The sequence below is a fragment of the Streptococcus parasuis genome, from assembly GCF_021654455.1.
Taxonomy (GTDB): Bacteria; Bacillota; Bacilli; order Lactobacillales; family Streptococcaceae; genus Streptococcus; species Streptococcus parasuis.
The window spans coordinates 1,921,466-1,938,030 of record NZ_AP024276.1; the positions used below are offsets into that span (position 1 = coordinate 1,921,466).

Below are 16,565 nucleotides of genomic sequence, written 5' to 3' on the forward strand. Positions count from 1 at the left end.
TCCTACCGTAGTTTTTTTATTGTAAGATAATCTGCGCAACTATAGGACTAATCACCACATACATGATGCCTGTAATCCCAATAGCTAGGCCAGCCATCGCCCCTTGCGTATGCCCATATTTTATCGCTGTACCCGTTCCAATGGCATGTCCTGTTCCTCCCAAAGCAAGACCAACAGCTACCGGATCTTCAATTTTTAGTAGCTTTAAAAAGACTGGACCAAGAACACTTGTCAGAATTCCAGTTGCAACAACGACTACAAGAGTAACAGTTGCTATTCCTTGCATTTTATCAGTAATACCAACAGCCATAGCAGTGGTGACAGATTTTGGAAAAAGAGAGATTGCTAGAAAAAAATCCATCCCAAACCATTTGGCAATCAGGGCAGTAAAGACAGTATTGACAATACAAGCAACAAAAATTCCCAATAAAATACTTCGAATGTGATGTTTCATTAGATGGAAAGAACGATATAAAGGAATTCCCAGAGCTACCGTTGAAGGCACAATAAGCATATTTAGATAGGAACCTCCTGCATAATATTCCTTATAGGAAATACCTGTCATTTTTAAAAAGACAATAATCAATCCTGTAGCTACCAACAGTGGGGTTGTGATTGGATGAGGAAATCTCCGATAAATCAGCATTCCAATTAAATATGCTGCAATTGATAACATAATACCAAAAATAGGATTGGAAAAAAGTTCAGTCATGCATTCCCTCCGCATCAATGTAGTCACCTTCAAACTTCTGTTTCACAAATTGAACAACAAAACCAATGACTAAGATATTTAAAAAAATGGCGCCTAAGATGACGATGATAATAGGAAGTAAATAATCTTTAATTGCATCAAATCTCTCCATAATCCCCACCGCTGCAGGCAAAAAAAGAATGGTCATGTTAGCCAGCAAAAAATTTCCAACCGTATTAATGTGGCGAAGACGAATTAATTTGAACTCTAGGGCTAAAAATAGGAGGATTAAGCCAATGATACTTCCCGGAATAGGAAGATGAAAAATAGTCGAAATAGCTTCCCCTAAAAATGAAAATACTAGAATAATCATAAACTGAACATATAATTTCATTCCACTCCTCCATTCAACTCCTGTGGCCGTTTGTACTACACGAATCATGTCCCTTACATTAACAATTCCTTCATTTCAGATAACCCTCACAGTATGAAATCATAAAAATTGCTATTCCATACATTAAGTTTACTACTCTGAAATTATTTTTCAAGGCTATAAAACGTTTACACCCGAAATCCCTTGAAAATAGTTTGCAGATATTTTTTACATATAAATGCTTGACAAGATTGGTTTATGGGTGTATATTTTATATATAGTAGATTTTGATATATAAAGGCGAAAAGCATATATCGAAATAATACCCAAGATTACCAAAATAAGTGAAAGGAGTGACTGCCATGCATTTTCCCGTTCCTGCTGTGTTGACAGAATTTCTCATCATGGCTATTTTGGAATCCGATGATTCTTATGGCTATGAAATCTGTCAGACCATTAAATTAATTGCCAACATCAAGGAGTCCGCCCTCTATCCCATCCTAAAACGATTGGAGCAAAATGACTTTTTGACTACTTATTCCCAAGAATATCAGGGTCGTATGCGCAAGTATTATAGCCTAACTCAGTTAGGTCACGAAGAATTGGTCCGACTCAAAGATGACTGGGATACCTATACCAACACGATAAACGGCATCATAGAAGGGAGCGTCCGCCATGACAAGAACTGAATACATGGAGCAGTTAGAAAAATATCTCAAAAAACTGCCCCACAAAGAATATTTTGAAGCCATCAGCTTCTTTAATGAGTATTTTGACGAGGCTGGACCAGAGCGTGAAACAGAAATTATAGAAGAACTTGGTTCCCCAAAAGAAGCTGCCAGCGAACTCATTAACAACATGCTCAACAAGCAAATCCAGGAGGAGAAGGATCAACAAGAACCTGTTCAACTCAACTGGAAACTCTGGGTTGGTCTGGGAGCCTTAAGTATGACAGGTCTCTTCTCTTTCTTCCTACTCTTTATCATGGGAGAGTTTATCGGAGTCATTCCTCTGTTTGCGACTCTTATCCTCGGCGCCTTTTTCCTCGGTCGCTACTTCCGTAATTTTAGCCAAACAAAACGAACGCTCTGGTTGGCTATCCTAGCTGTCATTTCCCTGCCTATCGCCATTCCACTTTTGCTCATTCTCCTAGCTAGTCTATTGGGATTGGTGGCGCTCATCTTGGCCCTCATTGTCGGTGCCTTTATTTTGGGTGTCGGACTTCTCACCAGCGGTGGCTATCTGATTTGGGAAGCCTTTAGCCTTATGTCAGAAGGTTTCAATATCTTCCTCATGGGGTTTGGCTCAGGTTTATCTTTGATTGGCGGAGCTATTCTCATCTACATCTTGACTGGATTTTTTGCCTACTGGTCTTGGCGACTGGTCAAGGCTTGCTTCAAATGGATCTTGAAACGAGGTAAACGAGCATGAAAAAGAAACTTACCATCGCCATTATTATCGGCTTTGTCAGCCTGATTGCAGGCTTAATTCTAGCTGGCATTGGATTTTTCACCGGAGGCATAACCCGCTTAGAAGAGGTTGCTGCTCCAACGGAAGTCCATAAGACCTTCACAGATTTGAATACCATTAACATTGACTTTATCCCCCATAGCGTCTACATCAAAGAGTCTAGTGATAACAACTATCATGTGACCTATGCCAACTCCGACAACAATATCCAAAACCCTCTAAAACTCAGTGAGAAAGACGGCGTCTTAACCCTCTCTGCACAGGAACTAAAATTTGCCATTGAGGGAATCATGCAGTATCTGGGAGAAAGGTTGGCCCAACGTCGCATCAATGTCTTCTCAGTCACCATTGAAGTGCCTAAAGGGAAGACACTGAAAAAGCTTACAGGATATAGTTCCTATTTATATAATTATGGAGGCTTTTCCATTGAGAATGCCCATATACAAGAGGTTGACCTATCCGCTGGTATCTTCCTTGATAATGCACAAATTGACAGCGGTAAAATCACAGCTGGTTACTTTGAAGCTGTGAATTCTGCACTCAGAAATACCTCTATATCTGCAAATGAATCTTCAGTCAATTTAATCGAAACCAGTTTGGAAAATGTTACAATTAAAAACTACCAAGAATTGAATGCAAATCAATTGACTCTCCTAGGAAAAAACGTCCTCACTCCTTCCGAATACAGCCTATCTGTTACAAATATAAACCTAACAGATAAGAGCTTACAAGACATCAATCTGAATATCAGTACACAGCTGGACATCAAAACACTTGCAGAACACTTAGGCTACCACTATAAAACCCTTGAAGAACTAAAGCAAGCTGTTGGTGATATGAGTTACTTCAACGAACAGGCTGAAAACGTCGGTATTTTCACTAAAGATAAGTATCAAACATTATCGATCAAAAAAGAGGAGGATAAACAAACCTTAACTTTGGAGAAAAAAGAGAGCAATAATAGCCTGACCATTACTTCAACTAACGCAACCATTAATCTACGAACACCAACCCCCAAATAACCACATCAACCAAAAACCAACTGTTCACATGGAGCAGTTGGTTTTATTCTTATTCATTTTTTTGATTATAAATCAAGAGACCTAGTCCCATAAAGCCTACTAAGAAGAGGCTCAGCATCCAAACTTGATGACTACTATTTCCAACCATAGAAATGGTTTGACGAAGACCTGAAACAGAATACGTCATTGGAAGATAAGGCTGAATGACTTGGAAGAAGCGTGGGCTAAGTTCGATTGGGTAGGTACCTGCGCTTGATCCAAGCTGTAGTAACAAGATAATTAAACTTGCGAAGGAGCCGAAACGATTGTTCCAACCCACCAAGGCTGTAACGAGGGCCATAAAGGTCCATGAAGCTAAGAGGATTAATCCCAAGGTTGCCATAGGATGAGCTGGATCGATTCCAATCAAGCGAAGAACACCGTACAGAATCAGTGCTGCTAGGCTGGCTATCGTACCATTAAGTAACAATTTCCCTTTAGCCCAATCCCAACGATTCTTGTAGGAGCGATTGTCAATGTGTTTGACAAAAATAACATTCGCTGACAAGGCTGCAACCATTAGTGCGACAGATACCATATAAGGAGCCATTCCGACACCGTTGGTCTTCACATCATCTTGGTCGCTGTGTTCCAAGGTGACTGGTTGAGAAACTGCTTGTGCATTTTTGTCTTCTACAGAGATGACTGATAGTTGTTGACTGGCTGAACTGAGTGAATTTGTTAAGGTTTCACTTCCGACAAGTAGGGTCGAAATACCACTTGTCAAGGTTTGCCCACCACTAGCTAATTGATCCGCACCAGCAATTAATTGCTGACTACCAGAAGCCAGTTGTCCTGAACCGCTGACAAGTTGACTAGAGTTAGCAGCTAAGGTTGCCAATCCTGATGTTAACTGGCTACCTCCAGATTGGATACTACTGTTGTTAGCAACCAACTGAGCTCCACCCTCTGCTAGTTGGGCAACACCTGCTGTATATGCTGTCACCCCTGACATGAGTTGACTAGCTCCACTTGACAGTTGCGTTTGAAGTTGACTCACACCACTCGTCAAGGCTTGAGTTCCTGGTAGAACTTGCTGGTTCAAAGCTGTGTTGACCTGACTCAAGCCACTTGATAGGTTTTTAATGGCTGTTGTAGCACCTGGCAATGCCTGATTGGCAGCTGTGTTGATCTGACCGACAGCTAATTGCAATTGACCTAATTGCGTTCCAAGACCAGAAAGACTTTGTAGACTAGATAAGGCTTGACTCAGTTGAGATAATTGGCCCAAAATCGTTTGGGCTGCTGCCACTGTTGTAGAAGGCGAATTTTGGAGGGCTCCAACCAATTCAGCTTGCTGATCAGCTGTCAAGTTTTGATAGGTAGCCGTTGCTTGTAAGGCTGCAATACTGGCTGTTTTATCGGCTTGTGCTGCAGTTAACAATCCTTGAGCTTGAGCACCCATCTCCGTCAAGAGGCTAGATAGAGTAGTGGTATCTACTGCAACTCCTCCGATACTTGATAGGCTATCATTTAATTGGTTGATGGCCGCTTGCAGCTGAGGAAGTCCAGTCAATAAGGCCTGTATCTGACTAGACTGTTCAGCAGACAAACTAGTTGAACTAGCGAGTTGTTCCAAGCCTGCCTGCAATTGATTGGCACCCGTTACCAGTTGTTCAACCTGACTTGCTCCTGATTTTAATTGTCCCACCCCAGCGATGAGCTGAGAGGAATTGGCATTTAATTGCTCGGCACCTGAAGCAAGACTAGCTACCCCATTTGTGTAAGTTGTTAAGCCACTGGAAAGTGTTTGACTTCCTGAAGCAGCCTGATTGACTCCATCTGTGTAAGACACAACTCCAGTGGCCAATTGGTTTGCTCCTGTCACAAGTGATTGACCTGATGAAGATAAGGTAGATAGGCCTGATGATAGAGTCTGACTTCCGGTTTCTAATTGACTAGCTCCATCTGTCAATTGTTGACTTCCATCTGCCGCCTCAACCATACCAGATTGAATCTCTCCCATGCTGTCAAAAACAGCCGAGGTGTATGTTTCGGTAATCGTCTCTGAAACAGATGCTTTCAATTTTTCCATGGCTGACTCGCCCATCTTAGAAGCGACAAAGCTGTGACCTTTAGAGGTTTGATAGGAAATTGTTAGATGCTCTGGCTGGTCCGTTAAGAGACTAGAAGCTTTTTCTGACAAATCTTCTGGTAGGGTAATGACCATATAATAGTCCCCTTCTTCCAAACCTCTTTCTGCATCTTTTTCTGATACAAAGTGGAAATCCAGACTCTTGCTTTCTTTCATATTATCTACCATATCATCACCAATGGTTAAGGTTTTATCTTGAAAGGTTGCAGACTGATCTTGGTTTACAACTGCTACAGGTAGCTGATCCAATCGTCCATAAGGATCCCACATAGAGGTTAGGAAACTAACATTGTATAAGGCCGGGACACAAGCTATACCAATAATGGTAATCAAGGTCATTGGTCGAGTGAAAAAATTCTTTACTTTTTCTGACATAATTAACTCCTTTAGACATCCTGTCCAAAAACTGATAAAATACATTATACAAGTATCATTTTCAAAATCAAGTAGGAAGAATCGTTTTTAGACAATGTGTCTAAAAATGTTCAAAAGGAGAAAATATGGGAACAGATAATCGAAAAGAACGAACTCGTCAAGCCATTTTAGAAGCAATGGTGACTTGCTTAGAAACTCAAGGATTTAATGAGATTACAACCACCCATCTCGCTCAGACAGCAGGAATTAGTCGCTCTAGTTTTTATACCCACTATAAGGATAAATATGAATTGATTGACTCCTACCAACAAGGCTTATTTCACAAGTTAGAGACCATATTTGATCGCTATGATGGAAATCGACAGTCCTCTTTCTTAGAAATTTTTGAACTACTCTACCGTGAAAAATTATTGTCATCCTTACTGACCCATAACGGAACTCAAGAAATCCAAAATTTCCTCATCAATAAAGTTAGATTATTGATCGCAAACGATTTAGCTGAACGTTTGGGAAAAGAAGATTTATCACCACTTGAAAACGAGTACCGAAGCATTTATTTTTCACATGCCTTCTTTGGAATCATTCAAGTATGGATAAAAAATGGGAAGCAAGAATCTCCTCAATATATGACCGATTTCCTTATTAAAATGTTGCCGTAATGCTTCATTTTTGTTCCAAATCTCCTTAATTGTGTTATACTAAATATTGCGCAAACGTTTTCAGCGAGGAGATTCAGATATGATTCAAGCAGAGCATCTATCAAAAACATATTCAGTTATAGATAAGGAAGTCGGTTTAAAAGGATCAATCAAAGCCTTTTTCAAACCAAAGAAAAAATTAATTCCAGCGGTCCAAGACATTTCCTTGCAAGTTGAGAAAGGAGAAATTATTGGATATATTGGCTCAAATGGTTCTGGTAAGTCAACCACAATCAAAATGTTAACTGGAGTCTTATTTCCTGACCAAGGACAAGTTCGCATCAACGGGTTGAACCCACAAGAGCAACGTAAGGAAGTGAATAAGCAAATTGGCGTCCTCTTTGGGCAAAAATCGCATCTTGATTGGAATTTACCCGTACAGGAATCTTTTATTCTACACGCCAAAATTTATGATGTTCCAGATCAGCTATTTAAAGAGAGATTAGCTGTCTTGATTGACTTATTGGATTTGGCAGACATCATGAAGCAACCTATCCGTAACCTCTCTTTAGGACAACGAGTTCGCTGTGAATTTGCGGCTATCTTTATTCACCAACCTGCCGTTGTCTTTTTGGACGAACCGACCATCGGCTTGGATGCCAGCGTAAAGGAGACTATTCGCTCCTTTATTCGCTACATGAATCAAGAATATCAAACCACCTTTTTGATTACATCCCATGATATGAAGGACATTGAGAGTCTCTGTGAGCGGATTTTCATCATTGATAAAGGCAAAAAAGTTTACGATGGCTCTCTGACCGTCCTCAAAGAACGCTTTTCCACTATCAAAACCATCCTTTTTTCCACAGAAAAACCAATCGAACAGGACTTACAATTGGAAGGCTTGGAATTTGTTCGAAAAGATGATTTTCACTTTGAAATCCACTACCAAAGTAAAGTTTGGACCAGTGCTCAGGTGATTGAGCAAGTCTTCAATCACTTTACTGTGGAAGATGTTACCATGAAAGAATTGGAAATTGAGACCATGGTCCGCCAAATTTATGAGGAGGGTATTCATGCGTAAATATTTCTATATGACCCGCCTGACTATGATGACTGCCTTACAATATAAGGCCTTCTTTGTGGCCACCTTCGTTTCACTGGCAGTGAAGATCTTGGTGGCTCTCTATGTCTGGAAAACTATTTTCTTTACTCAATCTGAAGTCAACGGTTTTACCTTGCAAACTTTTACCACTTATATTATTTTCGCCAATTTACTAGCCAGTTTGAATTCTTTCTCACTGGGTGAAGATTTATCTTATAGTATTTTGAAAGGGAGCATTGCTGGAGAATTTCTCAGACCCTACTCCTTTATCCTAGCCCTCTTTTTCAAAGATTTAGGAAATAAACTGTTGGAACTCTTTAAATTTGGACTCGTATTTATCGGAATCTTGCTTGTTCATCAAGATTTCTATTTGCCTGATGGGAAAACATTGCTCCTTTTTCTCGTCAGCTCCATCCTCGGCATGTTTATCGTCCAGCTACTTGATATGGCTTTTGGATTTTTGGCTTTTTTTACCGTCAACGCTTGGGGCGTTATGCTCTTGAGAACCGGTCTCTTCAATCTAGCCTCTGGAGCACTCTTGCCACTCAGCTTTTATCCAAAGGCCGTGGAAAACTTTTTAAAGCTATTGCCCTATAATTATGCTGTTAATGTCCCTATCTCCATTTTACTTGGGCAAGAAAGTGATCTAAGGGCTTTGGGCTTGCAAGTTCTTTGGATACCTTTTCTCGCTCTTTTTATTGCAGGCCTTTGGTCTCAAGCCAAACGACGCATTGTCATTTTTGGAGGTTAACATGAAAAAATATATCAGCCTCTACTTGTATAATATCAAAGTCTTCATGATGGCTCAGATGTCATTTCGCGTAGACTTCTTTATCGGGCTATTCTCCTCTTTGATTGAACAAATTGTCTATCTCATTTTCCTCAACATTCTCTTTGGAAACATTAAGGAAATTGCTGGTTTCAATTACGGCCAAATGCTTTTCATCTATGGAATTGCAACAGTTGGTCGATCTATTCACTTAATTTTCTTTGATAATCTTTGGATGTTTGGTAGTCGCTATATCCGACAGGGTGAATTTGAACGACTCATGCTGATGCCTGTCAATCCACTCTTTCAACTCATTTGTGAACGAATTCAGCCACAAGGAATTGGAACGACGCTTATCGGTTCCATTGCCCTCTTTCAAGCTTCCAAAGAACTTGGCCTGGAATGGAGTCTTGGCAAACTAATCTTACTCATTTTTATTACAATTTGTATTGGCTTACTCTATGCAGCAATACAGCTTGGACCTACTGCTCTAGCTTTTTGGATTGTAGAGTCTTTTCCATTAACTATGGGTATTTTTGCCCTCAATCAGATGGCCCAATATCCTCTAAATATCTATCCAAAAATCATTCAGATTCTTCTAATTTTTGTCTTTCCTTACGCCTTCACAGCTTATTTCCCAGCACTCTATTTTTTAGATTTGTCAATGTGGGGACTAGCCTTGCCACTTGTCCTTATCGTCATATTTAGCATCAATTACAAAATCTTCCGCTACGGCATGACCAAATTCACCAGTGTAGGTGGTTAAAGAAGTCCGGGGGACTTCTTTAAGTTGGAAATAAAAGACAGCGGAGCTGGATGTCAATAGTTGAAGTCCGGGGGACTTCTTTAAGTTGGAAATAAAGTCAGTGACCGTCGCTTTTTGAGTCTGTTAGTTTGCTTTTAGTACTAGTCCGACAAGGAACTGAGGTGCAGATAGAATCCTGTTACTATTTTGTTTCAAGGTAACAGGGTGAAGAGGCTCCACTGGAGCCTCTTCACTCATCAAATCAAGTCAACAACGTCTGCTATTGATTTTTTGAAGAGTATAAACTAAATGACGAAATCATTACCTACTAAAACAGCTTGACCGCCTTAAAGCAGTCAAGCTGTTTTAGTTTGAGGTCAGCAGTACTTGTTCAACCACTTCTAATACTCCTGATTGATTATTTGAAGGAGCAACAAACTTTGCTGCTCTAATCACTTCCTCTGGACTACCTTCCATCGCATAGGAATATGTAGCATATTCGAGCATTTCTAAATCGTTACCACTATCACCAAATACCATTATTTCACTAGGAGAAATCTCCCATCGTCGGGCAAGAAAGTCTAAAGCGATCCCCTTGTTAATCCCTGAAGGGATAATATCAATAAATCCAAACCCACTAGACACCGCACGGGCTTTTCCTTGACCAACTTGATTAAGCTCTTTCAACAAATCCGGAACAACTTCTTCTGATAAATGAAGAGTGATTATCGTCATCTTATCGTTCGGTAATTGTAATAGGCTTTCCACCTCCTCACAGACAAAATTATGACCTTGAATAAGTTGTTTAAAATCAACATTTACATCTTTTGCATAATAAAGTGCTTTAAAACCGCTAACTGAACAGGACCTTAGCAAATCCTTTTGATTTAAAATTTCTAATATTCTCTCTACAATATCTTTCTCAAAATGAGATTCAAATATTCTGACACCGTTTTCTACGATAACAGCACCAACTTCGGAAACAATGGTCATTTGATTTGCTTCTTCCGTAAAAAAGGAACGAATCTGTTGGTATTGGTTTCCAGAAATGGCCGCCATCCGTACCCCCATTTCTTGCATTTTCTTGAATATTTTCTGAAATCTTGGACGGTCATAATCATTTTGAGAATTGAGGAATGTCCCATCCATATCAAAGGCAATTAATCGAATCATTTTACTCCCTCTCTTGTCTAATATAGGTCTCTATTACTCGGAAAACTCCTGACTCTAGATGGCTAGGCGCCCTATATTTGGCAATTGCCTTAACTCTATCTGTCGCATTTTCCATGGCATAGGAATACCCTACGTAGGACAATAATTCGATATCGTTGTCTGAATCACCAAAGGCCATCACGTGCTCAGGGTCAATCCCTAAACTGTTCAAAACCTGCTCCAAGCCCCAAGCCTTATGAATACCATGTGGTAAGATATCAATTGAGCCGTAACCACTCGTTACTGCAACTAATCGACCTTGAAAAGCCTGATTAAACTGCTCAGTTAGTTGATCTACGCGATTTTCAGGCACCCATAGACCGACCTTATAAATCGGGTCAGAGGTAGAATAAGTACTGAGATTTTCTAAATATTTTACTCGATTTTGGAAAGCAGCCATTTGTGCAGGCTCAATTGGTAAATCAGTTCCTGCAAAAGGCATGTTTGCTCCTACCTGCATATAAATATTTTCTTTATTTGATAACATCAGACACACGTCAGCCCATTGTCCGCTGAAAAAATCTAAAATAGCCTTCGTTTCCTCTTGCAGAATAGTACGACGAATAAGTGTTCTACCATTCTGATAGACATGAGCCCCATTATCTGCTACAAAGATTAGTCGGTCTTCAAATCCTTTACAAAGTTGCAGTAATCTACCCATTCCATTGCCGCTAGCAATCACAAAAGGAATATTTTTTTGATCTAACTGATTCAAAATGATAGAAAAACGTTCTTTATCAAAACTTCCCTGACCATCTAAAAATGTTCCATCCATATCTGTTGCTATTAGTTTTATCATACAATTTCTCCTTTTTTTTACGCTAGGGGTATGCAAAGGGGTAAAAAGATGTGCAAAGCCCAAAAGGGTGTGCATCTTTTAACGATTTGATTCCCCCTTGATTTTACACATCTTCTTCTCTTTATTTATTGTATCATACAATTCTAACTATTACGGATTATTTCTTCAAATCTGTAATCAACATTCCAAATACGAAGCTATCTGTCCATTCACCCTTATTCCAATAATCCTTTATGAAATGTGCTTCCTGTCTCATCCCAAGGTTTTGACATAATTTTTTAGAGGCTATGTTTCTAGCATCTAAATTTGCTTGAATTCTATGAATATTATATTCAGCAAATAATTTTTTTATTACGGCTTCAACCGATTCATTTGCATAACCTTTCCCAGAAAATTTTGGGTTAAATACAAATCCAATCTCTACAGTTTGTTTCATGCCTGTATACCAAACGGATATATCACCAATAACCTTTTTATCCAATACTACAGCAAGATTTAAGCTCGAGTTCTCCTCTAATTTGTTATTTTTAATTTTCTTTTCGAACTCTTCTTTATCTTCAGTATTCCATTCATCTTCTAAAAGGTATCTACATACATCTGCATCAGTATAAATCTCAAAAGTATCTTCGATATCATCTGATCTAAACGGTCGTATATTTAATCGCTTTGTGTTCAATATCATTTATCTTCTCCTGCTGTTTTCCCATTAATTTTCTACATCTTAATTATACTAAAATTCTGCGCTATTATATCATACCCTCAAAGTCTTTTACCAATCACAAAAAGCCATAACTAGCTCCTCTTTTTCTCTCGCTAGCCTAGCAGAAAAAATTCTTTATCTCTATTTCTTTCTAAAGATAGATTTAACTTCCTTAATGTCTGTGCAATATCCAAAGAGGATATTTTTTTATTTAACTTTTCCAATACATACTTCTTAATATCATTATAAGTCACACTTCTTTCAGCTCTGGTTAAATCATCATCAGTAATTGAAACTTAAACCTTTAATCTATCTTTCGACCTAAGTTTGGACAAAAGCGTCACCGCCTCCACGTGAAACGAGTGCTCACTAAATACATCTAGTAATCCTGTTCGTATGGGGAAACATATTCATGAACCTTTTAACGATAGGTAGAAACTATCGTTAAAAGGTATCAGACAGATTAACTGGGATTTATCATTTATTATATTTTTTTATTTCAAAGATAAAACCACCTATATTCTCTTTCTGAATTAAGGAAAAGTCTTGACCATTAAAATCTTTTCTAATTGTAATTGTGTTAAGACAGTCATATCCCAATTCATAATAAAGTTTCATTGCTTTTAAATTTCTCGCAGCAACTTCAATATATAATGATTCAGAATATGATTTTACTATTTCTTCAAGTTTTCTAATAACAAAACTTCCAATACCTTTTCTCTGATATTCTTTAAGTATAAATAAGTCTTCTAGCCAGTCTACCTCGGCCCCTCTATTCCCCATGTGAGCAAAACCTATAAAATTTGACTGCTTCTTTATTAAAAATAGTTTATGACCCTCATTTGTCCAATCTTCATAATCAAGCCCTGCATCTTCATCAGATTGTTCAATATTATTATGTTCATTCCAAAATCCTTTAATAAGTTCACAAGAAACTTTTTTTAAGTCACTTGTTGTTTCTATCAATTCAATTTCACTTAAATTTGTTTCCATTTCCTTTTTACTAACTCCTTTGATTTTTATTCATCTTATTATCGTAGTTATAAAATATATTTTAGATTTAAGCTGAATATTTAGCCATTACATTTTTCTAATTTCGACAACTTCTAATTTATCCTACTCCTTCACACCATCCATACCGTTGACACGACCTACCTAAATATCCAAAGTGTTGCTACCAGCAAGTATTTAGAAGATATTTTTGACCACTAATTTCATAGTTTTCAAACTCAAAAATTGAATCTAAAAATCATAAACCTATTGATTTCAAGCCTTTCAGAGCCTTTGACATCCTACTCCCTTGTCATCAATACTAGAGCCTCCACGTGTCAAGTACAAGAAAACATATCATTTAACGATTACATACTTTTTAACGATAATAAACTATTTAACGATTTCAATATTTCCTCAAAATTACTTGTACTATCCAAATTGTTATCTGTGGCTTTTTCCGCCCTTTCTGTCCAACAAAACCGTCCAAACCCATTATACCAACGCTATTTATTTAGGTACATTGTATCAATAACCTAGTTGCCATTTCTGTTGCTATTAGTTTTATCATACAATTTCTCCTTTTTTTACGCTAGGGGTGTGCAAACGCTATTTAGGGTGTGCATCTTTTAACGATTTACTAAATCCTTGTTTTTTCTGCATTTTCACTTTGCTTTTATTGTATTACATTAACAAAGTTTTCGCCTATAATAAAAACGTACAATTATGTTGCTTTTGATTTGAATAATATATCATTTATATGCTTCATAACTTCTTCTGGGCTTTCATCAAAATCATATTTAACCCATTGGTAAATTAAACCAAAATAACCATGTGTAAAATATGACATTAAATATGATGTTTTTTTATCATAAAATTCTCCATCAATAATAAAATTTTCAATAACAACCATAATACTTTTTATCGATAATAAACTATTTAACGATTTCAATATTTCTTCAAAAACACTTGTACTATCCACATAGTCATATGTTACTTTTTCTTCTCTTTCTATTCAGCAAAACCGTCCAGCCCTCTTATGCCAACGATATTTATTTCGTTATATTGTATCAATTTTCTTATTCCGATTTCTGTTGCGATTAATCCAACCGTCATTTTTTTCTCCTTACCATGATAATTTGACAAATTCCTTCATTTCCTGATAGGCTGTATCCACTCGCGCCTGTGTCTCAGGGTCCAATTGTCCATAATACTGTCCACCAGCAATCCAATCTTCTAATATATAGGTTTGATAGGTGAATTGTTCATAACCTTCTGTTGAATAAGTACCCTTTGAAACACGACTAACCCAGGTGGGATGAGCTTGAGCTGCTTGAATACTTGTCTGACCATCCTTTTTCTGAATGATCACATCCATTAGAACACCTCTCTCAGTCCACTGGGCATTAGGGGTATCTCCCATGGTTTCTATACGCTGATTAGACAGAAAATTTCCCATAGAGTAGATAATCAATTTTTTCTGGCCGTCTTTCTCAATAATTTCAGCTGGTTCAACCACATGAGGATGTCCTCCAAAAATAATGTCTGCTCCCCAGTCTACCATTTCCCGATATAGACTCATCTGTTCTTCCGTTGGTTCCAACTGGTATTCCACACCCGTCTGAGGCATGACAATGGTAATGTCCGCCTCTTTTTCAGCCTGTTCAATCTCTTCTTGCATCTTTTCTTGATTGAAATCTGATAAATAAGCATCATATTCCTCTTGACTCAGCAAAGCCTCCATCCCATTGAAACCGTATGCATAGGCTAATACTGCAATTCGAATACCATTTACCTCACGAATATAGATTGGAGCAGTTGACCGATTTCCGTCAGCATAAACTCCAACCGTGTCCACCCCAGCTTGCTGGAAAGCATTAACTGTGGAAATCAGACCTGAAAGATGAGAATCTAGGATATGATTGTGAGCCAAGTCCACCAAGTCATAGCCTGCATCATGAATATTGGTGGCAACGATGCTAGGGGCATTAAAAAGTGGATACCCCGCCAAATCAAAATCTGGCGAAATAGTCCCTTCAAAATCTGCAATAGCAAAATCTGCCTGGTCTATCCAGGGCTTGACATAGGTAAAATTCTCCGAAAAATCATAACTCCCATCAAATTGCTCTGACCCTCGAAGAATTGGTAAATGATACAGTAAATCCCCATGGGCCATAATCCGAGCAGTTTCTACTGTTGAAGCATGGCTTGATGGTTTAATCTGACTAGACTCAGTTTGTTGTTTCTCTGCCGGCTGACTTTTTCCTGAAGTGAAATATTCATTTAAAAGTATGATAGACAACAATACTCCAGCTAATGCACAAATGAAGAAAAAGTGTCCTCTTGTCCGTGATACTGCTCGTCTATTTCTGCGACCATAGCTAGTTCTTCTTCCCATATCAATCCACCTCGTATTAACTTCATTACTTACTTATTATACGACTTTTTTCTCAAAAAATCTAAAGAAATTAGCCATTTCTAAATTCATATACCTTTTGTAATAATTCAAGTTTCGGCATCTTCCGACTGGAAATAAAAAGGCCGGAAATACAATACATTCCAGTCTTTTCTTAATTCTCCTCACATCTAGTCATCTAAATGCCGTAACTTCCCTCGGAAGTCTTCAATACTGTGATAGCCCTTTTCAAGCATGATGGCTTGCAATTCAGCTGTGATTCGTTCAAAAGCGACAGGACCTTCTTTATGAAGAGTCGTCCCAATTTGAACCATACTAGCACCACATAAAATATGCTCAAAAGCATCACGTCCCGTCAGAACACCACCTGTTCCAACAATCTGAATTTCAGGTTTCAACCGTTGGTAAAAGGCATGGACATTGGCAAGGGCAGTTGGTTTGATATATTCTCCTCCAATACCCCCAAAACCATTTTTGGGCTTGATAACAACTGATTCATCTTCAATGTAGAGACCGTTACCAATTGAATTGACACAATTGACAAAGGCTAGTGGAAACTGATTAAAGATTGCTGCTGCTTGATCAAAATGAACAATATCAAAGTAAGGTGGCAACTTTATACCAAGCGGTTTTGTAAAATACGTGAATACTTCGCGCAAAATGGCTTCCGTCGTTTCAAAATCATATGCAATTTGTGGTTTTCCGGGAACATTTGGACAAGAGAGGTTTAGTTCCGTTAATCCATTAAAGTCACTAGCCTCTACTGTTTTTAAAATCTGATGAGTTTCATCTGGCGACATTCCAACTAAGGATAAAACAAATGTGCGTTCTGGTTCCGTTTCCTGCAATTCCAACAAATAATCCAAATAATAAGCCAAGCCCTGATTCGGCAAGCCCATCGAATTAATAGAACCAAGTGGCACATTCTGGTACCGTGGTTCTGGATTCCCCGAACGATATTCTAAGGTTGCTGTTTTTGTAACAAACGTTCCTGCTGCAGACTGTTTCACTTCATTCAGCTCTTCCTTGGTCATACACCAAACACCAGCTGCATTCATCAAGCAATTATCAAACTGAAATCCACCTAAAGTTGTTGCTGTTGAAACCATATTATCCTCCATATAGG

General features: G+C 38.4%; 17 protein-coding genes. 7 read left to right on the top strand and 10 right to left on the bottom strand.

Going from position 1 to position 16,565, the window contains the following annotated elements:
* Positions 1–16 precede the first annotated feature (16 nt).
* Together L6410_RS09665 and L6410_RS09670 are read right to left on the bottom strand one after the other, a co-directional pair.
* The gene (locus L6410_RS09665; protein WP_002937552.1) at positions 17–712 is read right to left on the bottom strand and encodes an LrgB family protein; all 696 of its coding nucleotides are present in this window, start codon (positions 710–712) and stop codon (positions 17–19) included.
* Positions 705–1,085 (bottom strand): CidA/LrgA family protein, encoded by a 381-nt coding sequence (locus L6410_RS09670; RefSeq protein ID WP_024392587.1) that lies wholly within the window; start codon positions 1,083–1,085, stop codon positions 705–707. Before L6410_RS09670 ends, L6410_RS09665 begins: the two co-directional genes overlap by 8 nt.
* A gap of 341 nt (positions 1,086–1,426) precedes the next feature.
* On the opposite strand from L6410_RS09670, the gene L6410_RS09675 reads away from it, so the two are divergent.
* Genes L6410_RS09675 through L6410_RS09685 form a run of 3 tightly spaced genes read left to right on the top strand, consistent with a single transcriptional unit; the run spans position 1,427 to position 3,556 of the window.
* On the top strand, positions 1,427–1,753 hold the full coding sequence (locus L6410_RS09675) for a PadR family transcriptional regulator (RefSeq protein ID WP_002937550.1): 327 nt from the start codon (positions 1,427–1,429) through the stop codon (positions 1,751–1,753).
* Complete coding sequence (locus tag L6410_RS09680; protein WP_044765828.1) at positions 1,740–2,495, top strand: DUF1700 domain-containing protein; 756 nt, start codon at positions 1,740–1,742, stop codon at positions 2,493–2,495. Before L6410_RS09675 ends, L6410_RS09680 begins: the two co-directional genes overlap by 14 nt.
* The gene (locus tag L6410_RS09685) at positions 2,492–3,556 is read left to right on the top strand and encodes a DUF4097 family beta strand repeat-containing protein (RefSeq protein WP_024411422.1); all 1,065 of its coding nucleotides are present in this window, start codon (positions 2,492–2,494) and stop codon (positions 3,554–3,556) included. The genes L6410_RS09680 and L6410_RS09685 overlap by 4 nt, the downstream gene beginning before the upstream one ends.
* A gap of 49 nt (positions 3,557–3,605) precedes the next feature.
* Here the strand turns inward: L6410_RS09685 and L6410_RS09690 are convergent, their stop codons facing one another.
* Positions 3,606–6,065 carry a YhgE/Pip domain-containing protein gene (locus tag L6410_RS09690; RefSeq protein WP_237395407.1) on the bottom strand — a complete coding sequence of 820 codons (2,460 nt, stop codon included), beginning with the start codon at positions 6,063–6,065 and terminating at the stop codon, positions 3,606–3,608.
* 125 nt (positions 6,066–6,190) lie between these two features.
* On the opposite strand from L6410_RS09690, the gene L6410_RS09695 reads away from it, so the two are divergent.
* From L6410_RS09695 to L6410_RS09710, 4 genes are all read left to right on the top strand, one after another.
* Complete coding sequence (locus L6410_RS09695) at positions 6,191–6,724, top strand: TetR/AcrR family transcriptional regulator (protein ID WP_024396970.1); 534 nt, start codon at positions 6,191–6,193, stop codon at positions 6,722–6,724.
* A 79-nt stretch (positions 6,725–6,803) separates the two neighbouring features.
* Entirely contained in the window at positions 6,804–7,787 is a 984-nt protein-coding gene (locus tag L6410_RS09700; RefSeq protein ID WP_105126130.1) for an ABC transporter ATP-binding protein, read from the top strand.
* Positions 7,780–8,559, top strand: coding sequence for an ABC transporter permease (locus L6410_RS09705; protein WP_024396968.1), 780 nt, complete (start codon positions 7,780–7,782; stop codon positions 8,557–8,559). The genes L6410_RS09700 and L6410_RS09705 overlap by 8 nt, the downstream gene beginning before the upstream one ends.
* 1 nt (position 8,560) lies before the next feature.
* Positions 8,561–9,343, top strand: a complete 783-nt coding sequence (locus tag L6410_RS09710) for an ABC transporter permease (RefSeq protein WP_172006880.1) — start codon at positions 8,561–8,563, stop codon at positions 9,341–9,343.
* 345 nt (positions 9,344–9,688) lie between these two features.
* Here the strand turns inward: L6410_RS09710 and L6410_RS09715 are convergent, their stop codons facing one another.
* From L6410_RS09715 to L6410_RS09745, 7 genes are all read right to left on the bottom strand, one after another.
* Positions 9,689–10,495, bottom strand: coding sequence for a Cof-type HAD-IIB family hydrolase (locus L6410_RS09715; RefSeq protein WP_172025455.1), 807 nt, complete (start codon positions 10,493–10,495; stop codon positions 9,689–9,691).
* A 1-nt stretch (position 10,496) separates the two neighbouring features.
* On the bottom strand, positions 10,497–11,333 hold the full coding sequence (locus L6410_RS09720; RefSeq protein ID WP_237395408.1) for a Cof-type HAD-IIB family hydrolase: 837 nt from the start codon (positions 11,331–11,333) through the stop codon (positions 10,497–10,499).
* 157 nt (positions 11,334–11,490) lie between these two features.
* Complete coding sequence (locus L6410_RS09725) at positions 11,491–12,015, bottom strand: GNAT family N-acetyltransferase (RefSeq protein ID WP_024418928.1); 525 nt, start codon at positions 12,013–12,015, stop codon at positions 11,491–11,493.
* Positions 12,016–12,510: 495 nt separating this feature from the next.
* On the bottom strand, positions 12,511–13,026 hold the full coding sequence (locus L6410_RS09730) for a GNAT family N-acetyltransferase (RefSeq protein ID WP_172025071.1): 516 nt from the start codon (positions 13,024–13,026) through the stop codon (positions 12,511–12,513).
* Between the two features lie 721 nt (positions 13,027–13,747).
* The gene (locus tag L6410_RS09735) at positions 13,748–13,936 is read right to left on the bottom strand and encodes a TetR-like C-terminal domain-containing protein (protein WP_172038637.1); all 189 of its coding nucleotides are present in this window, start codon (positions 13,934–13,936) and stop codon (positions 13,748–13,750) included.
* Between the two features lie 213 nt (positions 13,937–14,149).
* Positions 14,150–15,421 (bottom strand): CapA family protein, encoded by a 1,272-nt coding sequence (locus tag L6410_RS09740; RefSeq protein ID WP_237395409.1) that lies wholly within the window; start codon positions 15,419–15,421, stop codon positions 14,150–14,152.
* Between the two features lie 188 nt (positions 15,422–15,609).
* Positions 15,610–16,548: a dihydroorotate oxidase gene (locus L6410_RS09745; RefSeq protein ID WP_024392575.1), complete on the bottom strand. Its 939-nt coding sequence runs from the start codon at positions 16,546–16,548 to the stop codon at positions 15,610–15,612.
* Positions 16,549–16,565 lie beyond the last annotated feature (17 nt).

Bases quoted from the DNA above. Each gene is read 5' to 3' on its own strand.
- L6410_RS09665 (WP_002937552.1), bottom strand. From the start codon at position 712: ATGACTGAACTTTTTTCCAATCCTATTTTTGGTATTATGTTATCAATT.
- L6410_RS09670 (WP_024392587.1), bottom strand. From the start codon at position 1,085: ATGAAATTATATGTTCAGTTTATGATTATTCTAGTATTTTCATTTTTA.
- L6410_RS09675 (WP_002937550.1), top strand. From the start codon at position 1,427: ATGCATTTTCCCGTTCCTGCTGTGTTGACAGAATTTCTCATCATGGCT.
- L6410_RS09680 (WP_044765828.1), top strand. From the start codon at position 1,740: ATGACAAGAACTGAATACATGGAGCAGTTAGAAAAATATCTCAAAAAA.
- L6410_RS09685 (WP_024411422.1), top strand. From the start codon at position 2,492: ATGAAAAAGAAACTTACCATCGCCATTATTATCGGCTTTGTCAGCCTG.
- L6410_RS09690 (WP_237395407.1), bottom strand. From the start codon at position 6,065: ATGTCAGAAAAAGTAAAGAATTTTTTCACTCGACCAATGACCTTGATT.
- L6410_RS09695 (WP_024396970.1), top strand. From the start codon at position 6,191: ATGGGAACAGATAATCGAAAAGAACGAACTCGTCAAGCCATTTTAGAA.
- L6410_RS09700 (WP_105126130.1), top strand. From the start codon at position 6,804: ATGATTCAAGCAGAGCATCTATCAAAAACATATTCAGTTATAGATAAG.
- L6410_RS09705 (WP_024396968.1), top strand. From the start codon at position 7,780: ATGCGTAAATATTTCTATATGACCCGCCTGACTATGATGACTGCCTTA.
- L6410_RS09710 (WP_172006880.1), top strand. From the start codon at position 8,561: ATGAAAAAATATATCAGCCTCTACTTGTATAATATCAAAGTCTTCATG.
- L6410_RS09715 (WP_172025455.1), bottom strand. From the start codon at position 10,495: ATGATTCGATTAATTGCCTTTGATATGGATGGGACATTCCTCAATTCT.
- L6410_RS09720 (WP_237395408.1), bottom strand. From the start codon at position 11,333: ATGATAAAACTAATAGCAACAGATATGGATGGAACATTTTTAGATGGT.
- L6410_RS09725 (WP_024418928.1), bottom strand. From the start codon at position 12,015: ATGATATTGAACACAAAGCGATTAAATATACGACCGTTTAGATCAGAT.
- L6410_RS09730 (WP_172025071.1), bottom strand. From the start codon at position 13,026: ATGGAAACAAATTTAAGTGAAATTGAATTGATAGAAACAACAAGTGAC.
- L6410_RS09735 (WP_172038637.1), bottom strand. From the start codon at position 13,936: ATGGTTGTTATTGAAAATTTTATTATTGATGGAGAATTTTATGATAAA.
- L6410_RS09740 (WP_237395409.1), bottom strand. From the start codon at position 15,421: ATGGGAAGAAGAACTAGCTATGGTCGCAGAAATAGACGAGCAGTATCA.
- L6410_RS09745 (WP_024392575.1), bottom strand. From the start codon at position 16,548: ATGGTTTCAACAGCAACAACTTTAGGTGGATTTCAGTTTGATAATTGC.